Source organism: Campylobacter concisus, from assembly GCF_902460545.1.
Classification (GTDB): domain Bacteria; phylum Campylobacterota; class Campylobacteria; order Campylobacterales; family Campylobacteraceae; genus Campylobacter_A; species Campylobacter_A concisus_AE.
Genome location: NZ_CABPUE010000004.1, coordinates 72,737 through 93,361 on the forward strand (window position 1 = coordinate 72,737; position 20,625 = coordinate 93,361).

Annotated in this window: 22 protein-coding genes and 1 tRNA gene; 6 read left to right on the forward strand and 17 right to left on the reverse strand. The window is 39.8% G+C overall.

All coding sequences use genetic code 11. The features are described from left to right. Positions 1 to 176 precede the first annotated feature (176 nt). The 9 genes from FZ949_RS03975 to FZ949_RS04015 all read right to left on the reverse strand — a co-directional run bounded on the left by FZ949_RS03975 (position 177) and on the right by FZ949_RS04015 (position 4,628). Positions 177 to 267 (reverse strand) — tRNA-Ser (locus FZ949_RS03975). 107 nt (positions 268 to 374) lie between these two features. Next, the gene (locus tag FZ949_RS03980) at positions 375 to 617 is read right to left on the reverse strand and encodes a helix-hairpin-helix domain-containing protein (RefSeq protein WP_103580033.1); all 243 of its coding nucleotides are present in this window, start codon (positions 615 to 617) and stop codon (positions 375 to 377) included. A gap of 109 nt (positions 618 to 726) precedes the next feature. Then, complete coding sequence (pyrF, locus tag FZ949_RS03985) at positions 727 to 1,407, reverse strand: orotidine-5'-phosphate decarboxylase (RefSeq protein ID WP_103580032.1); 681 nt, start codon at positions 1,405 to 1,407, stop codon at positions 727 to 729. Next, positions 1,404 to 1,799, reverse strand: coding sequence for a transcription antitermination factor NusB (gene nusB / locus FZ949_RS03990; protein WP_103580031.1), 396 nt, complete (start codon positions 1,797 to 1,799; stop codon positions 1,404 to 1,406). The genes pyrF and nusB overlap by 4 nt, the downstream gene beginning before the upstream one ends. 1 nt (position 1,800) lies before the next feature. Next, positions 1,801 to 2,271 (reverse strand): 6,7-dimethyl-8-ribityllumazine synthase, encoded by a 471-nt coding sequence (ribH, locus tag FZ949_RS03995; RefSeq protein WP_103580030.1) that lies wholly within the window; start codon positions 2,269 to 2,271, stop codon positions 1,801 to 1,803. A 10-nt stretch (positions 2,272 to 2,281) separates the two neighbouring features. Further along, the gene (locus FZ949_RS04000) at positions 2,282 to 2,605 is read right to left on the reverse strand and encodes a DMT family transporter (protein WP_103580029.1); all 324 of its coding nucleotides are present in this window, start codon (positions 2,603 to 2,605) and stop codon (positions 2,282 to 2,284) included. Continuing rightward, positions 2,602 to 2,931: a DMT family transporter gene (locus FZ949_RS04005; protein WP_103580028.1), complete on the reverse strand. Its 330-nt coding sequence runs from the start codon at positions 2,929 to 2,931 to the stop codon at positions 2,602 to 2,604. The genes FZ949_RS04000 and FZ949_RS04005 overlap by 4 nt, the downstream gene beginning before the upstream one ends. Continuing rightward, positions 2,921 to 3,727, reverse strand: a complete 807-nt coding sequence (kdsA, locus tag FZ949_RS04010; protein WP_103580027.1) for a 3-deoxy-8-phosphooctulonate synthase — start codon at positions 3,725 to 3,727, stop codon at positions 2,921 to 2,923. The genes FZ949_RS04005 and kdsA overlap by 11 nt, the downstream gene beginning before the upstream one ends. Positions 3,728 to 3,737: 10 nt before the next feature. Beyond that, positions 3,738 to 4,628: a DMT family transporter gene (locus FZ949_RS04015; RefSeq protein ID WP_103580026.1), complete on the reverse strand. Its 891-nt coding sequence runs from the start codon at positions 4,626 to 4,628 to the stop codon at positions 3,738 to 3,740. A gap of 152 nt (positions 4,629 to 4,780) precedes the next feature. On the opposite strand from FZ949_RS04015, the gene der reads away from it, so the two are divergent. The 6 genes from der (at position 4,781) to FZ949_RS04045 (ending at position 12,242) form a co-directional block, all read left to right on the forward strand. Beyond that, on the forward strand, positions 4,781 to 6,166 hold the full coding sequence (gene der, locus FZ949_RS04020) for a ribosome biogenesis GTPase Der (protein WP_107952554.1): 1,386 nt from the start codon (positions 4,781 to 4,783) through the stop codon (positions 6,164 to 6,166). Further along, on the forward strand, positions 6,150 to 6,671 hold the full coding sequence (locus FZ949_RS04025; protein WP_103580024.1) for a shikimate kinase: 522 nt from the start codon (positions 6,150 to 6,152) through the stop codon (positions 6,669 to 6,671). The genes der and FZ949_RS04025 overlap by 17 nt, the downstream gene beginning before the upstream one ends. Before the next feature lie 531 nt (positions 6,672 to 7,202). After that, positions 7,203 to 8,165, forward strand: a complete 963-nt coding sequence (trpS, locus tag FZ949_RS04030; protein ID WP_087578353.1) for a tryptophan--tRNA ligase — start codon at positions 7,203 to 7,205, stop codon at positions 8,163 to 8,165. Positions 8,166 to 8,178: 13 nt separating this feature from the next. Next, entirely contained in the window at positions 8,179 to 8,619 is a 441-nt protein-coding gene (locus FZ949_RS04035; protein ID WP_103580023.1) for a copper resistance protein CopD, read from the forward strand. Between the two features lie 9 nt (positions 8,620 to 8,628). Then, positions 8,629 to 9,873, forward strand: coding sequence for a serine--tRNA ligase (gene serS / locus FZ949_RS04040; RefSeq protein ID WP_103580022.1), 1,245 nt, complete (start codon positions 8,629 to 8,631; stop codon positions 9,871 to 9,873). After that, the gene (locus FZ949_RS04045) at positions 9,873 to 12,242 is read left to right on the forward strand and encodes a tetratricopeptide repeat protein (RefSeq protein WP_148790158.1); all 2,370 of its coding nucleotides are present in this window, start codon (positions 9,873 to 9,875) and stop codon (positions 12,240 to 12,242) included. Before serS ends, FZ949_RS04045 begins: the two co-directional genes overlap by 1 nt. 168 nt (positions 12,243 to 12,410) lie before the next feature. Here FZ949_RS04045 and FZ949_RS04050 read toward each other — a convergent pair whose 3' ends face one another. From FZ949_RS04050 to FZ949_RS04085, 8 genes are read right to left on the reverse strand one after another with little or no spacing between them, the layout of a single operon-like run. Then, a complete protein-coding gene (locus FZ949_RS04050; protein WP_103580020.1) occupies positions 12,411 to 12,989 on the reverse strand; it encodes a hypothetical protein in 579 nt (192 codons plus the stop codon). Between the two features lie 8 nt (positions 12,990 to 12,997). Further along, positions 12,998 to 13,492 carry a TlpA family protein disulfide reductase gene (locus FZ949_RS04055; protein WP_072593882.1) on the reverse strand — a complete coding sequence of 165 codons (495 nt, stop codon included), beginning with the start codon at positions 13,490 to 13,492 and terminating at the stop codon, positions 12,998 to 13,000. Then, the gene (locus tag FZ949_RS04060; protein ID WP_054196145.1) at positions 13,482 to 14,171 is read right to left on the reverse strand and encodes an ABC transporter ATP-binding protein; all 690 of its coding nucleotides are present in this window, start codon (positions 14,169 to 14,171) and stop codon (positions 13,482 to 13,484) included. Before FZ949_RS04060 ends, FZ949_RS04055 begins: the two co-directional genes overlap by 11 nt. A gap of 1 nt (position 14,172) precedes the next feature. After that, positions 14,173 to 15,315, reverse strand: a complete 1,143-nt coding sequence (locus tag FZ949_RS04065) for an ABC transporter permease (RefSeq protein WP_084108994.1) — start codon at positions 15,313 to 15,315, stop codon at positions 14,173 to 14,175. After that, positions 15,302 to 16,594 carry an ABC transporter permease gene (locus tag FZ949_RS04070; protein WP_103580019.1) on the reverse strand — a complete coding sequence of 431 codons (1,293 nt, stop codon included), beginning with the start codon at positions 16,592 to 16,594 and terminating at the stop codon, positions 15,302 to 15,304. The genes FZ949_RS04065 and FZ949_RS04070 overlap by 14 nt, the downstream gene beginning before the upstream one ends. Further along, complete coding sequence (locus tag FZ949_RS04075) at positions 16,591 to 17,970, reverse strand: Fe-S-containing protein (protein ID WP_148790159.1); 1,380 nt, start codon at positions 17,968 to 17,970, stop codon at positions 16,591 to 16,593. Before FZ949_RS04075 ends, FZ949_RS04070 begins: the two co-directional genes overlap by 4 nt. Before the next feature lie 51 nt (positions 17,971 to 18,021). Further along, positions 18,022 to 18,543 (reverse strand): iron transporter, encoded by a 522-nt coding sequence (locus tag FZ949_RS04080; RefSeq protein ID WP_009294901.1) that lies wholly within the window; start codon positions 18,541 to 18,543, stop codon positions 18,022 to 18,024. Positions 18,544 to 18,563: 20 nt separating this feature from the next. Beyond that, positions 18,564 to 20,507 (reverse strand): FTR1 family iron permease, encoded by a 1,944-nt coding sequence (locus FZ949_RS04085; protein ID WP_103580017.1) that lies wholly within the window; start codon positions 20,505 to 20,507, stop codon positions 18,564 to 18,566. Positions 20,508 to 20,625 lie beyond the last annotated feature (118 nt).

Here is a 20,625-nt window from a genome sequence, read left to right on the forward strand (position 1 = left end):
CTATAAAATTTTTACTTATAAATTTCACAAAAAATCATCAGTCTAAAATCTACAAACTTATAGTTAAGTTTTACTAGGTAAGCAATTTTCTAACGCGGAAGTAATTTAATTTTATATAAAGATATTTGAAAAATAATGTGAAATGATAATAAAAATTTATGATTATTTATAAGCAGTGGCGGACAGAGAGGGATTTGAACCCTCGAGCCCCGATTAAGAGCTGCACCCTTAGCAGGGGTGTGGTTTCAGCCACTCACCCATCTGTCCATAAAAAGAAATCGCATTATAATTGAAGGCCGCTGATATCTTGCTTAAATTTACATTTCACAATTGCAGACCTCAGATAGAAGATCTAAAAACAAAAATTTATAAATTTAGTCCTTCCAAAGCCACCATTTTAGCTTGGCTTTGTCTGAGTGCGGCGTATTTACATAGTAGCAAACCATACGGTAAACATATAGGATACACCTATCACTACCACGTCCGAGTGCCTTTGTACGCTCAAACATCTCGTCCGGATCCGCGCCCTTTAATGAAGCAATGTCTGTGTAGCCGAGTGCCAGCAAATCGGCCTGCGTCGCTTCGCCGACATAGGGGATTTTCTTAAAATCACTCAAATTTAGCTCCTCACTTGGCTTTAGTGTCATCTTCACGCAACATTGCGGCATTTTGTAAAAATTTTTGTATAAAAACTATGATTAAAACATCTTTACATAAGCTCAAATATTAAATTTGCTCCAAAATTCGTTCACAAATTTCTCTTGGATTTGCATTCTCATAAATCGGCCTACCAACAACGATGAAGTCACTACCCTCTTGCTTTGCGCTCACTAAGTTTGCTACTCTTTTTTGATCTCCAGCGCTCTCACCAAATGGCCTAACACCAGGGCAAAGAGTGATAAATTTATCATTTGTAACATCTTTGATGAGCTTACTTTCAAAAACAGAACAGACCATTCCATCAAGCCCTGCTTCAAAACTCATCTGGCTAAATTTCCTAACAGCTCTTGCGATCGTATCGTTATAAATAGCGTCAAATTCGCTCTCACTAAAGCTAGTAAGTGCCGATACTGCGAGCACTAAAGGACGACTCCCAAGACCAGCTAGCCTATCCATAACTGTCTTCATCGCGCGTTCACCAGCACTAGCATGCACATTTATCATATCTACGCCGATTTTTGAGACGACTTCAGCCGCATCTGCCATCGTATTTGGGATATCATAGAGCTTTAGATCGAGGAAAATTTTAAAATTTCCAAGTCCTTTTAACTCTTCTATAAATTTTGCCCCATCCCTAAGATAGCTTCTAAGCCCTACTTTTAGCCAAAGATCAAGCCCTTTTAGCTCACTAGCAAGAGCTAAATTCTCTTCACGACTAGCCATATCAAGTGCGACGCAGAGCCTCACAGATCGTCCTTTAGCTTATCAAGTACGCCATTTATAAATTTTGGCGCCTGATCACTTCCAAGTTCTTTCGCAAGCTCAATCGCTTCGTTTATGATGACGGCTTTATCAGTTTGGCTAAATTTCATCTCATAAAGTCCAAGTCTAAGGATGGCTAGTTCGGTTGCACCAACTTTGCTAAAATCGCCGTCTTTTAGATATGGCTTTAAAATTTCATCTAGTTTTTCTTTATTTGCGAGCACCTCTTTAAAAGTCTGCTGCGCCTCACTTTTTCGCTCGTTTCTTATCTTTTTCTCTTCCAGAAATTCCTCTTCAAATGCAGCAGTTACCGGATTTATCTCATTTGAGTATAGCAGTGAAACGACGGCCTGCCTAACCTGATGACGAGTCGCCATTTTACGCCTCCAAATTTTTATATAAGCTTAGCATCTCGATCACGCCCGTCATCGCCTCAAAGCCCTTATTTCCGGCCTTTGAGCCAGCTCGCTCGATGGCTTGTTCGATGCTATCTACCGTTAGCACGCCAAAGGTCACCGGTTTGCCGTATTTTAGCGTGACGTTTGCGATGCCCTTGGTGGTCTCGGCGCTCACGTAGTCAAAGTGAGGCGTAGAGCCGCGGATCACCGCTCCCACGCAGCAAACGGCGTCAAATTTACCGCTTGCAAGCGCCTTTTCAAGCGCCATCGGTATCTCAAACGCGCCCGGCACCAAAATGAGGCTCAAATTCGCCTCATTCCCGCCGTGACGCAAAAACGCGTCCCTCGCGCCCTCGACCAGCCTATCGGTGATGATGTGGTTAAATCTCGCATTGATGATAGCGACCTTCTCGCCGCCTTTTAGAGCCAAATTTCCTTCGATTATTTTCATGATTTCTCCTTTAAATTATCTTTAACATTACCGCGCTTAGCGCTATTAACGATAGATAAAACGCCTTTTGCGCGCTCATTTTTTCGCCGTCAAAAACCACTCCGACGCCCAAGGCTCCGATCGCTCCGATACCGGTCCAAATCGCGTACGCTACCGACATCGCCATCGCCTGCATCGCGTAGCTAAGAAGCCAGAGCGAAAGGGCGAAATTTGCGACCAAAATCAAAAAATTAGACGCCTTTTTCACGCCGACGCTTTTTTGAAATTTAGTTAGAAAAAACACGCCCAAAACCTCGCAGCACCCGGCCGCCAAAAGAGCTAAAATATGCGTCAAGATTTTAGCCTTTTTAGCCCCAGTACGCCAGCGATCAGCGTCGCTATGAAAAATAGCCGCAATAAATCGGGCATCTGGCCGCTTGAGCTGTATTCGCTAACGCTTTCGGCGACCACGATAAAAAACGCTCCAAATCCCACAAATACGGTATATGCGACGCTAACGGGCAGGTATTTCATAGCCTTCATAAACGATACGAAGCTAACACAGACCAACGCGGCAGTAAGCGCGAATCCTACGGCATCTTGGGAGTGTTTTAGCCCGTACGCCCAGCCGCACTCGGCGACCGCGCCGCCTAATACCCACAAAAAGCCCTTAGTTTGCATCGCCTAGGGCGTCTTTTATCTTAAAAATTTGAGCGATATTTGCGTTTAACTCGTCTAAATTTAGCATATTCGGCCCGTCGCAAAGCGCCTCGCAAGGATTTACGTGCGTCTCATAGAAAAATCCGTCCACGCCCGCAGCCGCCGCAGCTCGCGCTAGATAAGGCACAAATTTCGCGTCCCCGCCGCTTTTTTCGCCAAGCGCTGATGGCATCTGCACGCTGTGAGTAGCATCGAAAATCACCGGCGCAAATTCTCTCATCAGCACCAAATTTCGCATATCTACGACTAAATTTCCGTAGCCAAAGGTGCTGCCTCGCTCCGTTAGCCACACCCCGTTTTGTTTAGCAACCTCGTATCCGTCGCCCTTTATACCCCTTGTTTCTAACACTTTTTTCACCGAGTGCTTCATCGCAGAGGCGGCTAAAAACTGCCCTTTTTTGATATTTACGACCGCTTTTGTCTTAGCCGCGGCCACGAGCAGATCGGTTTGGCGGCACAAAAACGCCGGGATTTGCAGCACGTCGGCCACTTCGCCTACGGGCGCGGCCTGGTAGCTCTCGTGGATATCGGTTAAAATTTTAAAGCCGAATTCCTTTTTGACCTTGGCTAAAATTTCGCAACCCTTCTCCAGCCCTGGCCCGCGAAACGAGCTTATACTCGTGCGATTTGCCTTATCAAAGCTTGATTTGAAATAAAAATCTATCCGCTTATCTTCGTTAAATTTAACTAGCCTTTTTGCCACGTCAAAAACGAGTTGTTCGCTCTCGATGACGCAAGGCCCCGCTATTAGTATCATTTTTTCTCCTTTATTTTTCTCTAACAACTAAAATTCCACTAACCACGACAAGTATGATGCCTACAAGCGCTAAGTGATTTGGTAACGCATCGCCCATAAAATAGCCAATAATAAGTGTAAAAATAACGTCTGCATAGCTAACTGAAGCGATGACGCCAGCTTTTTTACCAACTGCAAATGCCTTTGTCATAAAAGCCTGAAAATAGTATCCGCTAAGCCCCATTAACAAAATAAAAATAATGTTATTCCAACTTGGCATACTAAATTTTGAAAACAAAAAATCAAGTGGCTCGTAGGTGAAAAATTCTGCCAAACCCATGCAAATAAGTGGCAAAAATGATCCCCATAGCATAAAGCTTAGCACGATGATATTTGTACCATAGCTCTTGTTTAGCTCTTTAACGCTTGTGTATGCGATCGCCGCACCAAGACCACTCCAAACACCGATAATATCAGTCTTGCTTATGCCTAAATTTGGCTGGATGACAAGCAAAATTCCACCAAATCCCAAAAAGACAGCAAACCAGCCAAGCGAGCTTAGTCGCTCCCTAAAAATAATGGCTGCAAGAATGGCTGTAAAGATTGGATTTGTTTTTTGAAACGTGAAAGCTGTAGCCAAATCTACGTGCGCTACGTTATAAAAAAAGGCAAAAAGTGCCACCGTGCCGACAAAACCACGAAACATCAGTAAGAAAAAGTGTCCGCCGGCTTGCTTAAATGGAAATCTATAAATGGCATAAATAACGATAAAAAGGCCTATTAAATTTCTAAAAAATACAACTTCGATAGATGGCATATCTTTGCTAAGATACTTTGCAAATGCGCCAGTAACGGCAAACATAAAGCAAGCAAAAAGCATATAAAAAATACCAAGATGCGAAATATAAAACCTTTTTAACATCACAAGACCTTTAAATTTAAAGTAGCCATTTTAATGAAAAGTGGCTTAAATTTTGGTTGATTTTTTCTTTTATTTTGGCACTTTTAAGCAAATTTTTATACTTTATATAAGTCAAAAATTTGTATAATCAGCCATCACGAAAAGGACAAAATTTGCAAAAAGTAATATTAGTAGGCAAGCCAAATGTCGGCAAAAGCTCACTTTTTAACCGCTTAGCTGGTCGTCGTATCGCTATAACAAGCGATGTTAGCGGCACGACAAGAGATACGAACAAAGCTAAGATCGAGGTTGAGGGTAAAGAGTGCATTTTAATCGATAGTGGTGGCCTTGATGATAGTAGCGAGCTTTTTAAAAATGTAAAAGCAAAGACCTTGGCAGAAGCTAGAAATTCAGACGTCATTTTATACATGGTCGATGGCAAAATGATGCCAGATGACGAGGATAGAGCCATTTTTTACGAGCTTAGCAAGCTAAATTTACCAATCGCTCTAGTCATCAATAAAATAGACAGCAAAAAAGACGAGCAAAGGGAGTGGGAATTTATAAGCTTTGGCGCGAAAAACTCATTTGGAATTTCTGTAAGCCACAACACAGGCATAGATGAGCTTAGCATGTGGCTAGCAAAGCACATAGATGACAAAGTGCAGATAAAGGCCGATACGAGCGAAGATTTTGATGATTTTTTAGAAAACTATAACGACGAGGGCGAGCTAAGCGACGAGATAGACTATGAAAGCAAAAACATTAGAGTTGGTATCATAGGCCGCGTAAATGTCGGCAAAAGCTCGCTTCTAAACGCTCTTGTAAAGGAGAGTCGCGCCGTCGTTAGCGACGTGGCAGGCACTACGATTGATCCAGTTAATGAAATTTACGAGCATGATGGTAGAGTCTTTGAGTTTGTCGATACTGCTGGTATCAGAAAGCGCGGCAAGATCGAAGGCATCGAGAGATACGCACTAAATAGAACTGAGAAAATTTTAGAAGAGACTGACGTAGCGCTACTAGTACTTGATAGCTCTGAGCCACTAACCGAGCTTGATGAGCGTATCGCTGGCATTGCCTCGAAATTTGAGCTTGGCGTCATCATCGTGCTAAACAAATGGGATAAAAGTAGCGAAGAATTTGACGAGCTTTGCAAAGAGATAAAGGATAGATTTAAATTTCTCGCATACGCGCCGATCATCAGCGTCTCAGCACTTGGCGGCAAAAGAGTGCATAAAATTTATCCGCTCATAGTTGAAATTTACAAAAACTACACACAAAAAATACAAACTTCAAAGCTAAATGAAGTGATCGGCGAAGCGACCAAAGCGCACCCACTGCCACGCGACAAAGGCAGAGTTGTGAAAATCTACTACGCAGTGCAGTTTAAGGCAGCGCCTATCATGATAGCGCTCATAATGAACCGTCCAAAATGCCTGCACTTTAGCTACAAACGCTATTTAACAAACAAGCTTAGAGAGAGCTTTAACCTAACTGGTGTGCCTATCGTGCTAATCCCTAAAAAACGTGGAGAGAGCGATGAAAACAAAGAATAACAATATCGTTTTGATAGGATTTATGGGCGTTGGCAAGGGCACGACCGCAAGAGCTCTAAGCAAGACGCTAAAGACGATGAACCTTGACTGCGACGACTTACTGGAAAGCTCACAAAATATGAAGATAAAAGCTATCTTTGAAGAGTATGGGGAGGAGCATTTTAGACAACTTGAAAAAGACCTTGCCAAATTTCTAGCCACAAATGTCAAAAATGCAATCATTTCAACAGGTGGGGGCTTTGCGAAGGTTAAAAATTTAAAGAAAATTGGTACCGTGATCTATCTAAAAGCTAGTTTTGATGCGATCATGCAAAGGCTAAAAAATAGCAAAAATAGCGAGAAAAAGCTCGCCAAACGTCCACTTTTAAGTGATCTAAAAAGAGCTGAAGCTTTGCATCTAGAGCGAGAGGAGCTTTATGAGAAAAAGGCTGATTACATCGTCGAAGTCGAGGGCAAAACCCCAAAGCAAATCGTAAAAGAGATAAGGATGCTTTTAAAAATTTAGTTATAAAGTGGCATGAGTGCTGCTTGCAACGATAAATTTTAAGATCAGGCTAGATGGCTGTCTGGCGTGGTGTTGGAATTTGTGATGTTTGAGCCAAATTTAACGTTTTGTAGTTAGAAATTTTAGCAAAGTATCGTAAGATAATTTTTTGCTTCACTTTGTTCGCAACGCTAAAGCGATGAGAGTTGTGTGATAAAAATTTTAAGATTAAGTTGGACTAAAAAGTCTAACGTGATGTTAAAATTTAAACGTTTTGGCAAAGATTTTTTTGTTTAGGCGAGGCAAAATTTTGTTTTTAAGCGAAGGCTAGACGCATAATCTGCTAGTTAAATTTTAAGATTAGATTAGATACAAAAACTCTAATGTAACGTTAAAATTTAAAAAGTATTTTTAGCAAAGTATCGTGAGATGATTTTGATAGTTGTGTAGAAATTTTAAGCCGAGGCTAGACACATAGTCTGCCGAAAGCTTAAAATTTCAAATCTCCATCAAAAGCGCTCACGAGAAAAAGCCAAAATTTGAAAGGATAAGATGAGAGTATTAACCGGCCTCCAACCCTCCGGCAAACTACACCTTGGCAACTACTTTGCCTCGATAAAGCAGATGGTTGATATGCAAGAGCAAAATGAGATGTTTATGTTTATAGCAAACTACCACGCGATGACGAGCCTTAGCGAGGCCAAAGCCCTAAAGCAAAACACTTTTGAGGCTGCGTGTGCGTTTTTGGCACTTGGGATTGATCCAAATAAAAGCATATTTTGGGTGCAAAGTGACGTTAAAGACGTGCTTGAGCTTTACTGGGTGCTAAGCCAGCACACACCGATGGGCCTACTTGAGCGCGCGCACAGCTACAAAGACAAGGTCGCAAAGGGCCTTAGCTCGCACCACGGACTCTTTAGCTATCCAGTTTTGATGGCAGCTGACATTTTACTTTATAATGCGCAGGTCGTACCTGTGGGCAAGGACCAGATCCAGCACGTAGAGATCGCGCGTGATATCGCGATAAAATTTAACAACGAGCATGGAGAAATTTTTACATTGCCTGAGGCTAAGATCGATGAAAATGTCGCCACCGTGCCTGGCACAAATGGCGAAAAGATGAGCAAAAGCTATGGCAATACAATCGACATCTTTGCCGATGCTAAAACGCTTAAAAAGCAAATTTCTAGCATCGTGACAGATGGCACACCACTTGAAGAGCCAAAGCAGTGGCAAAACTGCAACGTATATAATATCGCCAAACTTTTCTTAGACGAGAGTGGGCAAAAAGAGCTTCAAGCTAGATATGAGCGTGGCGGTGAGGGTCACGGACACTTTAAAGCTTATCTAAATGAGCTTATTTGGGACTATTTTAAAGATGCGAGAGAGAAATTTGAGCATTATCAAAATAATCCTGGCGAAGTGTCTGGAATTTTAGAAATAGGAGCCAAAAAGGCAAGTAATGTTGCTCAAACAACGATAAAAAAAGTTCGTGAAGCAGTCGGAATTTATTAATAAAGGAAAAAATATGCAAAATTTATATCCATACGCACAGATAGTTCATATTTTTTGTGCAATCATCTTTGTTGGTTACCTCTTTTTTGATGTAATCATTTTTAAGGCAGCTTGTAAAAAAATGCCACCTGAGCTTGCTCAAAAGGCAAAACAGGCTATCGGTTCAGTTGCTATTAAGATAATGCCACTTTGTATCTTGCTTTTGGTATTAACTGGAGGCATGATGATGAGTAACTGGGTCGGATCAAAGGCTGGAGGCTACTTTGAGACAAATTTACAAATCATTTTTATGATCAAATTTTTCTTAGCGATGCTAATCGTAGCTGCGGTTATAACAAATTTGAGCTGCAAATTTATATTTAAACGTCCTAGCCCACTTGGCAACATTCACCCATTTGCGCTAACAGCGGCAGTTTTTATCGTACTTTTTGCAAAAGTTATGTTTATGGTTTAAGGATACGGAATGATTAATTTAAAACTACTCGAGACAAATTACGATGAATTTGTAAAAAAACTTGAGGGAAAAAATGTAAAAGCTGGGCTACTTGACGAGCTTTTACAAACTTTTAACGAGCTAAAGCAAAAGAGAAAAGCACTTGAAAATTTCCAAGCGATCCAAAACGCAAAGAGCAAAGAGCTTGGCATAAAGGCAAGAGCTGGCGAAGATGTAAGCGAGCTTAAAAATGAGCTAAATTTAAATAAAGCTGCACTTGCTGATGCTGATGATATCGTTAAACAATATGAAGAAAAGCTTGAGCAAATTTCATTTAACGTGCCAAATATCACCGATGATGACGTACCATTTGGTAAGGACGAGGATGATAATGTCTGCATAAAAACGGTACTTGAGCCAACTAAATTTAGCTTTACGCCAAAAGAGCACTGGGAGCTAGGTGAGAGCCTTGGTTGGCTTGACTTTGAAAGGGGTGCAAAGCTCTCAGGATCTCGCTTTACCGTGCTTCGCGGCATGGGAGCAAGGCTAAGTAGAGCGCTTGTTAATTACATGATCGACTTTAATAGCGCGCGCGGCTTTGAGCTTGTAAATGTCCCTTATCTAGTAAGCTCAAACACACTTTTTGGCACCGGTCAGCTGCCTAAATTTGAAGAGGACCTTTACAAAGTGCGCGACGAGGACCTTTATCTCATCCCAACCAGCGAAGTACCTGTGACAAATTTATACAATGACACGATTATTGAGGCCGAGCAGTTACCTATAAAGATGACTTGCTACTCAGCATGCTTCCGCCAAGAGGCAGGCTCAGCAGGACGTGACACTAGAGGCATGATCCGCCAGCACCAGTTTGAAAAGGTTGAGCTTGTAAGCATCACAAAACCTGATCAAAGCGAGGGCGTGCTTGCTGAGATGATATCTTGTGCTAGCGACTTGCTAACTAGCCTTGGTTTGCCTCACCGCCACATGCTTCTTTGCAGCGGCGATCTAGGCTTTAGCGCGGCAAAGACGATAGACCTTGAGGTTTGGCTACCTGGTCAAGGTAAATATAGAGAGATTAGCTCTATTTCCAATACTCGTGATTTTCAAGCAAGGCGTGCAAAAATTCGCTTTAAAGATGGCAAGAAAAATATGCTTGTAAATACACTAAATGGCTCAAGTCTAGCTGTGGGCAGGACTCTTATTGCTATCATGGAAAACTACCAAAAGGCAGATGGCACTATTGAAATTCCAGAAGTTCTTAAAAGGTATATGTAGTGGCTGAAGAAGAGGTTGTAGTTTTAAAACCACCTGGCGAGCAAGCAGAGCAAGCGCCTGAAGAGGCAAAAGCCGAAGCGCCTGAAGAGATCGTCTCGCTTGAGAGTATCGCAAGTGAGGGTGTGCTGCAAGATGAGAGTATCCCAGAGCCAATCCCTGTAAAAAAGAGCAATAAAAAGCTCTTTATAATAGCAGGCGTGGCCGTTCTAGTGCTTATCATCTTGATAGTGGTTTTGCTAGTTATCTTTCTAAAGAAAGACAAAAAAGAGAACATAGATACTACAAGTATCGTAAAAAATATAGAAAACAACTACCAAACGCAAAATTTTGGCGCTTCAAAGATCGATGAAATGATAAATAAAGCCAATCAGCTTTATGAGCGTGGCAATAAATTTGAGGCTCTAAAAATTTATGAAAACGTAGCTGTTTATAACCAATCTCTCTCAAACTATAACCTCGGTGTTTCGCAGATAAAACAAGAAAGATGTGATGAGGCGATCGTATCTTTTAACAAAGCAATAACTGATAGAGAAAACACAGCAGTTAGCGCCATAAATGCTGCTGTTTGCTCGCTTGAGCTAAATAACACTAAAAATTTTAACTACTATATAGGACTTGCTGACTCATTTTTGCAGTATGAAAACAACTCGCCACTTTATAGCTATTACTACGCACTTATAAACTATTATAAAGGCAACTATTACGAGGCGCTTCAAGCACTTTCTCATCCAAATACTGCGGATTATAAAAATGAATATGCCTATTTAAGCGCAAAAATTTTATCACTCCTTGGAGATGATGAAAGAGCAATAGCCAAACTTGAGAGCCAAAAGGCATTTAAGGCCGACTTCACTCTAGCTCAACTTTACGCAAGACTTGGCAAATACGACAAGGCAAGGGATTATTTAACAAAAGCTTCCAAAAATACGCCAAATATCGATCTTATCAAGATGACTGAGGCGCTAATTGATCTAAAAACTTCTGACTACGGCGACGCGGCTGCATTTATCAAAGATGTTTACGACTACAATGCTTCTTTGCCAAGCAAAATTTACAAGATAAAAACGATACTAAAGCCTGATCTTTTTGATATCAGCCTAGCTCAGGCACACTTTAGTGATGATATGTTTTTTGATAGAACAAGGCGCTATGAGACGCTTTTCTACTTCGCACCTTACAAGGTCTTTGACGCAAAACAGAGTATCGAGCAGATAAGAAAAGGTGGCGTTAGCGTCTTTTTAGACGACACTTCAGCAGCAAATGACTATCTTAGCCAAAGTGCAGCTGCTTCAAAAGTAAATGCAAAACTTAGTGAAGCTATTGCAAAAGCACTAAGCTACCGCTTAAAGGAAGCAAATAAAGAGTTTGAAGAGCTAGCCAGTACTTATCCAAATCACTCTATCTTGCAATACAACCTCGCCCTAAGCTATGCTCAGCTTGGAAATTTTAGCCTTGCAGCAAAGCACTTCATAGCAAGCTATCACCAAGATGTAAATAACCATCTTGCAGGTATTTTTGGGGCGATTTGTCTAGATATAAATAGAAATTTAAACCCAAAACTCATTGAAGAGATCGGCGAAAATTTAGAAAACGATAAGAGCTTAAAGCCTGTGAATTTATATGCCTCACTTCTAAGCCTGGTTAGCGGCAACCAAAGTGCGATGATAAGGTGGCTTGAAGAGCCAAAAGAGCAGACAATGCTAAATTTAGCCTTTGATATCATCATCGCAAAAGTAACAAACAATGATGAGCTAATGGCAAAGAAAGCTGATGAGCTACTAAAAATTTTACCAAATGATATTATTGCAAATATCTTAAATTTTATCTCGAAAAACAAAGAGCAAAATGTCAAAGAGTATGCAAAAGCGATACAAATTCACTTTAATGGCAAGCAGCTTGATTCAAACGCTTTCTATCACGGCGCTGATATCATCAAAAAGCAATACATCAAGCTACTTCAAATTTCGGGCTTACTTACAAGAGAGCGTGATAAATTAAGAGCTGAGCTAAAAAATACTCCAAAGAATATAAATTTAATCCAAACTCTGGCCTATGTCGATATCTTTACAAACGATTTTGAAGAAAGTTATAAACTTTACAATCAGGCAATCGATGAGTTTAAAGTAAATGACGCTAGCACATTATTTTTAGCATCTGTGGCTGCAACAGGAGCTGGAAAAGTATCAAACGCGATCGCACTTTTAGAGCTAACAAAACTAAATGATGCTAATGCTATCGAAAATAGAATAGCTCTTGGCCTAATGTATCAGCAGATAGATAATATAAAAGCAGCTCTTATACAATACAGCAAAATAGGAAATGTTGAGTATGAAAGCGAATTTTACGACTTTGAGATAGATAATGAGTGATAAAAAATTTAACTAGGCTTTGGCCTAGTTAAATCTATGTTATAAGAGCTTTAAAAATTTCTCAAAACTACTAACTATGATCGCTAGTTTCTGATCTAATGCGATGAAATTTTTATTAAAGTTTAGCTTTTCATTCAAGCTTAGTTTAAATAGCACTCGTTAGTGTCCCTATTTTTGCGAGACATTATAAAAAAAGCTAACGATCTGTTTTGCTAGGCGTTCTTTAAAAAACGGCCAAATGTAGCTTGGCGAATAGACATTGCCAGCTTGCATAAGCGAGATATTTGTCGCCTTTTCGCCACCATTTTTTGGACGCACTAGCACGCTTACTTGCATGTGATAAGTGTAGCTATTCGTGCTAAAGTCATCATCATCGTAATAGCCAAATGGGAAAAACATCGAGTAGCCAAAACCAAAACTTGGTCTGCCAAAGCCATATCCCATTCCCATCGAAAATCTAGGATCTCTTTTTATTATCCTAGAAAAGCTTTGCACATCGCCAAGGATGATGAAGTCGGCATTTTTGATATTTGGCTCGTTTCTAAAGCCAGCCTTTGCAAACTCGCTTAAAATTTCAGCATTTACATCTTGCCCGGTCGCACTATTTTTAAAATTTACATAGACGCTTTTATTTGCTTCATTAAGCGTAAAAAATATAGGCTCGCTCGTTTTAACCGAGATATTTGGAGTGCTATTAGCACATCCAACAAAAAATACCGCTAAGACAAATAAAAAGAAATTTTTCATATTCACTCCTACAAGAGCGATCTTATAGCACTTTCAAGTACACTTTTTGGTGTAAGACCGATAAATTTTGATCGCATCTTACCATCTTTATCAAAAAAATAGATAACTGGCACGCCCATAACGCCACCAACTGCCTTGCTAAAGTAATCAACTGAAACCTTATCACTCGTCGTTTTAAAGGTGATGTTGTGCTCTTTTAAAAGCTCAATATCTTTATCAAAACCCTTGCTAGGCCCCAAAATTCCAATGAATTGAACCTCTTTACCATACTCTTTTTCAAGCGTATTTAGATCAGGTATTGCGGCCTTACACACTCCGCAGTCAGTGCCAAAGAAAAATAGCATATATGGCTTATCGCCTATCTTTAGCCTCTTTTCCGTTGGAAAAAACTGCGTATCAATGCCGCTTGAGTCATTTAGCGTAATGTGATGCTTCTCATACTGCTTGACGCAGCCCATAACTAGGGCTGAGACTAGACATAAAAATAAAATTTTATATCTCATTTGGTACCTTTGGATTTTCAATAGTACGAATTTTCTCTAGCTTGCCATGTCTTAGATAGACAATCTTATCGCCATACTCGCCAAGATCAGGGTTGTGAGTTACTAGAAGAATAGTTTTTCCATCTTTCCTTAGCTTGCAAAATAGATCAAGTATAACTCTTTCATTTGCTTCATCAAGGTTACCAGTTGGCTCATCTGCTATTAAAATTTCAGGATCGTTTATGAGCGAGCGTGCGATACAAAGGCGTTGTTGCTCACCACCACTTAGCTGACTTGGTCTGTGCGTTAGCCTATGTGAAAGACCAACTGCCTCGAGTGCCTTTTTAGCGTCCTCTTCATCAACTGAGCTGTGATAGTACTGAGCGATCATCACATTTTCAAGTGCGCTAAGATATGGCACTAAGTGAAACTGCTGAAAAATAAGACCAATCTTCTCGCGTCTAAATTTAAGTGTATCATCAGCATTTAGATTGCTCGCATCATCGCCACCGAGCATATAAGTACCACTACTTGGAGTATCCATTAGTGAAAGGATATTTACAAGCGTACTCTTACCACTACCACTTGGCCCCATTACGCTGACCCACTCACCTTTTTTAACCTCAAAATTTATATCATCAAGTGCTTTAACATCGCCAAAAATTTTACAAATATTTTTTAATTCTAGTGCATTTTGCATATCATTCTCCTCTTAATGTATCTGCCATTTTATTATTAAGTGCCCGTTTGATCGGATAAAATGCTGCGATCGCTGCAAATAAAAGCGATATTATCACAGCTACTGGGATGCTCAAAATTCTAAAATCAATACTAGAATCAAATATCGCATAACCTAAAATTTGAGCTAGTAAATATCCTAAAAATGCACCAACTAATGCTGAGATGAGCGCTGTCACAAATGTTTCAAAACCAAATAGCTTTAGTACATCTTTTTTGCTTGCACCTATGGCTCTAAGAAGTGCGATCTCCTTTGAGCGAGAGAGCAAGATAGCACTAAGCGTTGTGTTTACGCACATTGAAGTAATGAGCAAAATAACAAGGCTAACAAGTGCCATTAATAGCTTTATTTTCTCCAAAATATAGCCCTCAGACTTTGAGACCTTTGCCACTGGTTTTGCAGCTATTTCTTCATTACTTATAGTCTTTGCAAGTGATGTTATCTCATCAAAGTTACCAAGTACAACAGCTTCAGCATAGTTTATTTTACCAGCTTTATTTGAAATTTTTTGAGCCAAAGATAGTGACGTGATCAAAAGTGCATCCTCTTTATCGCCACTTGCCACTACGCCTTTTATCTTTACATTTATGCTCTCATTTGAGCCAATAGCACGAATCTCTATATCATCGCCTGCTTTAAAGCCAGCCTGACGAGCAAGATCGACGCCTATTAGCACGTTTTTATCGTCAAAATCGACATTTATCATCGTTCCATCTCTAACATCTAAAAATGGTTTAACTTTTTTTAGATTGCTAAATTTTGTTCCCATGACAATAGCGTTTGTTGGACCGATATTTGCCTGAGCAAAGAGATAGCCGCTCTCACCAAGAAGCTTGTCTTTTGGCACTTTAGCGATCATTTCATTGTAAGTTTTTTCACTCATATCATCGCTTGTAGCCATATCTTTTGGAGCAAAGATCATATTTGCGCCATAAGTTTTTAGCTCGCGTGAGACTTTAGAGTCTATGTCAAGATAGACATTAACAAACGCCGCACACACGCATGCTCCGAGCAAGATAGAGATCACGATGACCATTACTCTTGATGAGCCGTTTTTTAAGCTTTTATAAATTGTATTGTAAAAGAATTTGCTATTTGCGGTCATATAGCACCTCCGCAGGTAGTAAATTTATGACGTTTCTCATTGGCATTAGCGAGCCAACGACTGAGATAAGCAAGGCAAATGCCACGCTTATTGGCAGCACTATCCAAGCTATACCGATGCCATGTGAGAAGATAATGTAAGACATCACGTAGCTTAGTGCGTATCCTAAAAATGCTCCCGTGATGCCTGCAAAAAAGGCTACTACAAGGCTCTCGCTAGCAAAAAGGGCGTAAATTTCAAAGTTACTAGCACCTATGGCTTTTAAAAGGCCGATCTCTTTTTTACGGCGGTAAATTTCACTTGTCATTAGCGATGTTATACCAATGGCTGAAACCACAAGAGCGATGATGCTAACGATGCCCATTAGGCTTTGGATTTTCTTTACGATGTTACTCTCTGCATCGCTTACTTGAAGGCTTGCCTTTGCACTAACATTTGGTAAATTTTCTTCTATCTGAAATGCGATTGATCCTGCATAGGCTGAGCAGTACCATTTATCGTACTCTGCGCTATCAAGATTGTCTAAATTTCTTCTTGCTTTTAGCGATAGGTCATTTTCTGGGATCGTCATGGCTGAGACTTCAGCTTTTGTATATGATCCAGCGTGACCTGATAGATCGCCAGCAAGCTTTAGTGAGCCAACTAGCTTATGCGTCTCGTCACTAGCTCCTTTTAAAATTCCAACTATTTTAACCTCTCTTGTGCCATTTTTGCCCACAAGGCTAATCTTGTCGCCAACCTTTAAATTTTTAGCCTTAGAAAGTTCTTCGCCAACTAAAATTTCATCCATGCTCTCATCTTTTGGCCAAGCGCCCTCAACGCCCCAAAAACCATACAAGCTCTTAACGCCTGTGCTAAATTCTGGTTCATCTTTTAGACCGATATTTTTATCAAAATAGGTTCCTTCAAAGGCAAATTCAATTCCTTTTTCATCTTTAACTTTTGCTTCTAAAAACGGCGCAAAAGCAACGATATTGTTTCTCCAAAAGATCTCTTTTATCTTATAAATATCAGCTTCTGGAAGTAAATTTTGTGATTTTAGTGGAGTGAAATTTTTACCCTCGATCTCGATACTTAAGCTCTCACCTCGTGGCAAAACAACGATATTTGAGCCATATCCTCTAAGCTCAGTTGCTACTTGATCGCCGATTTTTAGCGTGATATTTAGCATGCAAGCTATCAAAAGAGCAGCTAGCAAGATGGTGATAAAGGCCATCGTCTTTTGCACCTTTGAGCCAGTGATCGAGCTTTTTATCATTCTTAGTTGCATATTTTTCATTTTAACGTTCCATTTGTTTCTACATATTTTTCTGGATTTGCTTCAAATTTCGCTTGAGTTTCGTTGTTCTCAAAGAAATATGTGCGTCCGTAGTATAAATATGATCTTGAATCAAGATTGCTCACCTTTTTGCGACTAACTGGGTCAAGCACCATTTTTTCGACAACCTTACTAAAGAAATTTGCTCCATCTGTAATAGTTTTATAATCAACTATAATATTTTTGCCATCGAAGATAAATGGCATTGGTATCGGGTTGCAACCACCTTCTTTACCAACTGATGGCAAGAAAATTCTAACATTACAAGAGATGCAAATAAGATCATTTCCTCTTTTTATATAGCCCATATCGCCACATATCATGCACGAGTCAAAGACGATGACTGGAGATGGGCGGTCACTAAAGCGGTTTAGCAAGAAAAATCTTATCTGCTTGCCCTCATCTGTGATATAGGCAAATCTGTGAAGTTCATTATCTTTTAACATATCAACATTAAATATAAATTTATCTCCCACTGGCTCAACCAAAACTGGCTCTGAAATTTGAGGTGGACGAGATGCGTAAAGATCAAAATAAAGTGAAAAGCCAAGCGCTATTAAAACGCTGCAAAATGCAAATTTTGCATTGTCAAAGACATTTTCTCTAATGGCTTTTGTAAAGCGGTATTTGATAGAGCCAAATGTGCTCTTATCGATACTTTTTGGCATAAAGCAAAGCGCGATGATGCATAAAAGTAGGATCACAACTATATAAAAATAGGCACTAAATTCTGTGACATAGATGCCTTTTGCGCTGATAGATAAAATTTGAGAATTTAGCTCGCTACTTATCTTTAAAGCGCCTGCACGTAAAAGCTCGAGTGCAGTTTGTGAGCTTCTATCAACTAGTAAAAATATTAGTGTGATAAGAGCTAAAATTTTAGCTACTGATGATGGGATACTAGCTTTTAAATTTGAAATGAAGAAAAATAAAAATAGTATCAAGATCATCGCAAAGATCATTAAAAAGAAGCTTATAACTGAAAGCGTGTCAAGCAGTTCGCCGCCAAAAAGTGGGAACAATGCGCTACTTGAGCTATAACCAAAGCCAAAGCCGATGCCTAAAATAAAAAATGTTACGATTTTTGCTATCTTAAGCTCGAAAAATATCCACAAAATGCTAATTAGCAGAAAAACTAGCGTCACTAAATCGATGAAAATTTTAAACTGGTCATCAACAAGCGCATGACGAGCAGCTTTAAAGATAAGCACACCAGCAACAACGCCAAGAAATGATGGTAAAAAGATCGTTTTTAAACTTTTGCCATTGTTATTTAAGGCAGCAAAAAGCGTAAATCCAAGGAGGGCTAAAAAGACCTGATAGAAGTAAATTGACATAACTAAACCCTATGAGAATTTTTAAAAAGGGGCGAAAACGCCCCAAAGTAATTATTTAACAGGACCACCTGTCCATTGAAATTTATAAGTTGTTGTGAAAGGCTCAAACCATTTACCAACACCAGTCTCTTTGTCAGCGTGGCGACCAAAGCCTTGTTTTTCTGGATTGTCGATGTGGAATTTAAGCTCATAGTTACCAACACCTGTATCCATTTTTACGTTAGCGCCGTAGTGTGGGCCATCGCTTGCAACCATAGGCATAAATGTACCTTTTTTAGTTTTACCATTATCAAGGTTTTTTAGCTCATAGTTGATCTTTAGATATGGGATCCACTCGCCTTCGCCAAAGCCGTTTTTGTTGCCTTTTACAGCGTGGATGTCAGCTTCTAGGTGAAGATCAGCTAAGCTTGGAGCTAGATCAACGCCTTTTGGCTCCATGTCGATTGGCTCAAGATAAACAGCAGCTATCTCCATACCATTAGCCTCTACAGGCTCGCCGATTGGGTGCTCTCCAGCAAGTGCAAAACCAGCTGCTAGGCTAAGTGCTAGAGCTGAACTAAGAATTTTATTCATTTCCTCTCCTTTTAATAAGATTAGTTTTTATTTTGTTTTGATTTCATAATAACGATGCCTATAATTAGGGCAAGCACCATAATGATTTGAGGTATTAAACTCTCGTAATATGGCATAAGTCCTAGCCAGTCTCTCATCCAGTCAGGAAAATTTAGTCCTTTTATGATAGTTGGGATGAAAATTTTGCCCTCAACTAGCTCGCCAACGCCCTTGCCAACAAAGACGATCGACATGTAAAAGATGATAGCTGATGTAAATATAAAAAATGGCTTAATAGGAATTTTAATAGCGAAAATTTTAAATAAGAAATAGACTATCAAAAGAACGATAAGACCTACAACAAAGCCAGCTGCGATCATTAAGTAGCCAGCTGAGTCTTTTGCATCAAAGATAAGCGCTTGATAAAATAGCACTGTCTCAGCGCCCTCTCTAAATACCGCTAAAAATACAGTCCACCAAAGCGCTGTACTTGAGCCACTTGAGATAGACTCAGATACATGTGATTTGATGTAGTCGTTCCATTTTTTAGCGCCAGCATTTGAAAGAAGCCAGAAGCCAACATAAAATAGAAGTCCCACTGCAACAAGCATCGTGATGCCTTCCATAAGCTCTCTTTTTTGACCTGCTGCCTCGCCAAAGATGATGTTCATTATCCAAGCCATAACAAAGCTTAAGATGACAGCCACGCCAACTGAGCTATATACGACCTTGCCCATAGCTTTTGCATTACCAGTTTTTACAAGATATGCAACAACAGCCGCAACAATGATAAGAGCTTCAAAGCCCTCTCTTAAGATGATAGTTAGAGCCCAGATAAATAGCGTCCAAGGTGAGCTTGAACCGCTAGTTTTCTCAAGTGCAGCTGCTAGCTGAGATGACATCTTGCTTGCACTCTCTTCAAGTGTTTTTTCGTCTGCACCTGATTTCATAAGGGCTACAAGGTTACCAAATGTAGCTTCGATAGCTGTTTTTAAATTTACATCTATCGCACCTACTTTGTTCTCCATGCCGCTACCTTCAAACTCATCAAAGTAGATGTCTTGGATGTCGCCCATAGCTTTAGCGCTATTGCCACTTTTGTAAAGCGCAATGGCTGCTTGAATTTTGTCATTTATGTTTTTAACAACTTGAGTGTAGTCTGTGCCACTATCTTCACTGCTATCGCTAGATGCTGCACTGCTCATATCAACTTTTGCTAGTTTTACTGTTTCAGCTGGGAGTTTTGCAACGGCATCATAAGCTAGTTTTTTGATCTCTTCTAGCTTTGTTTTAAAATCATCTTTTGTTATGCCATTTGTGATGCCACTGATCGCTTCACCCATCTTTCTTTGGATGTCAGCATCTATGCTTTTGCCATTTTCTATATATTGGCGAACGGCGATTTCAAGTTGAGTGTTTCTATAATCATTAAATTTAGCATCTTGGATAGAATTTTTAGCATCATCTTGTTTATCGCTCTCGTAGCTTGCTATGGCTTTATCCAAAGTAGCTGATAAATTTTCAAATGCCACCTTCCACTCAGGGATAAATTTAGAAGTGTCATAGCCACTTGTGGCAGCTTGTGCTGGGCTGTCTGAGTACTCACCAACAAGCTTATGACCATTTAAAATAACTGGCAAAACTTCAGCGATTTCGCTATTTATCTGATCTATTCTTTTTTGCACATCATCTGGTGCTTCGCCAGCTTTTATCGCCTTTCTGATCTCGCCAAACTGCTTCTCCATAGAGTAAGCTTTTTTCTGACCTAAATTTATTCTGATACCAGCTTCGACATCTTCAAATAAGCCAAAATAAGCATTTTGAGTATCACTGACCGCTTGTTCAACATTGCCCGCTCTATACTCTGTTATTACTTTTTGTAGCGACTCTTTTATCTGAGCTGCGACCTGCTCATAGTCGTCATTTTTTGCCACGAGCCAAATAGGCAACAACATAATTAGCATAAATTTTAAGAATTTATTCATTAAATAAACCACCTGTGAGATTTTTTTGAAGCGAATATTACCAAGGCTTTACTTTGATTAAAATAAAAACGATTATCATAAAATAGAGCAAATTGAGATAATAAAGAGAAATTTGTCC

What these genes read in the sequence shown, in the direction of transcription:
- FZ949_RS04060 (WP_054196145.1), bottom strand. Translation starts at nt 14,171, where the DNA reads ATGCAAAATGCACTAGAATTAAAAAATATTTGTAAAATTTTTGGCGAT.
- FZ949_RS04065 (WP_084108994.1), bottom strand. Translation starts at nt 15,315, where the DNA reads ATGACCGCAAATAGCAAATTCTTTTACAATACAATTTATAAAAGCTTA.
- FZ949_RS04070 (WP_103580019.1), bottom strand. Translation starts at nt 16,594, where the DNA reads ATGAAAAATATGCAACTAAGAATGATAAAAAGCTCGATCACTGGCTCA.
- FZ949_RS04055 (WP_072593882.1), bottom strand. Translation starts at nt 13,492, where the DNA reads ATGAGATATAAAATTTTATTTTTATGTCTAGTCTCAGCCCTAGTTATG.
- ribH (WP_103580030.1), bottom strand. Translation starts at nt 2,271, where the DNA reads ATGAAAATAATCGAAGGAAATTTGGCTCTAAAAGGCGGCGAGAAGGTC.
- kdsA (WP_103580027.1), bottom strand. Translation starts at nt 3,727, where the DNA reads ATGATACTAATAGCGGGGCCTTGCGTCATCGAGAGCGAACAACTCGTT.
- FZ949_RS04050 (WP_103580020.1), bottom strand. Translation starts at nt 12,989, where the DNA reads ATGAAAAATTTCTTTTTATTTGTCTTAGCGGTATTTTTTGTTGGATGT.
- FZ949_RS04085 (WP_103580017.1), bottom strand. Translation starts at nt 20,507, where the DNA reads ATGAATAAATTCTTAAAATTTATGCTAATTATGTTGTTGCCTATTTGG.
- FZ949_RS04015 (WP_103580026.1), bottom strand. Translation starts at nt 4,628, where the DNA reads ATGTTAAAAAGGTTTTATATTTCGCATCTTGGTATTTTTTATATGCTT.
- trpS (WP_087578353.1), top strand. Translation starts at nt 7,203, where the DNA reads ATGAGAGTATTAACCGGCCTCCAACCCTCCGGCAAACTACACCTTGGC.
- FZ949_RS04075 (WP_148790159.1), bottom strand. Translation starts at nt 17,970, where the DNA reads ATGTCAATTTACTTCTATCAGGTCTTTTTAGCCCTCCTTGGATTTACG.
- FZ949_RS04005 (WP_103580028.1), bottom strand. Translation starts at nt 2,931, where the DNA reads ATGCAAACTAAGGGCTTTTTGTGGGTATTAGGCGGCGCGGTCGCCGAG.
- serS (WP_103580022.1), top strand. Translation starts at nt 8,629, where the DNA reads ATGATTAATTTAAAACTACTCGAGACAAATTACGATGAATTTGTAAAA.
- FZ949_RS04035 (WP_103580023.1), top strand. Translation starts at nt 8,179, where the DNA reads ATGCAAAATTTATATCCATACGCACAGATAGTTCATATTTTTTGTGCA.
- nusB (WP_103580031.1), bottom strand. Translation starts at nt 1,799, where the DNA reads ATGGCGACTCGTCATCAGGTTAGGCAGGCCGTCGTTTCACTGCTATAC.
- FZ949_RS04025 (WP_103580024.1), top strand. Translation starts at nt 6,150, where the DNA reads ATGAAAACAAAGAATAACAATATCGTTTTGATAGGATTTATGGGCGTT.
- FZ949_RS04080 (WP_009294901.1), bottom strand. Translation starts at nt 18,543, where the DNA reads ATGAATAAAATTCTTAGTTCAGCTCTAGCACTTAGCCTAGCAGCTGGT.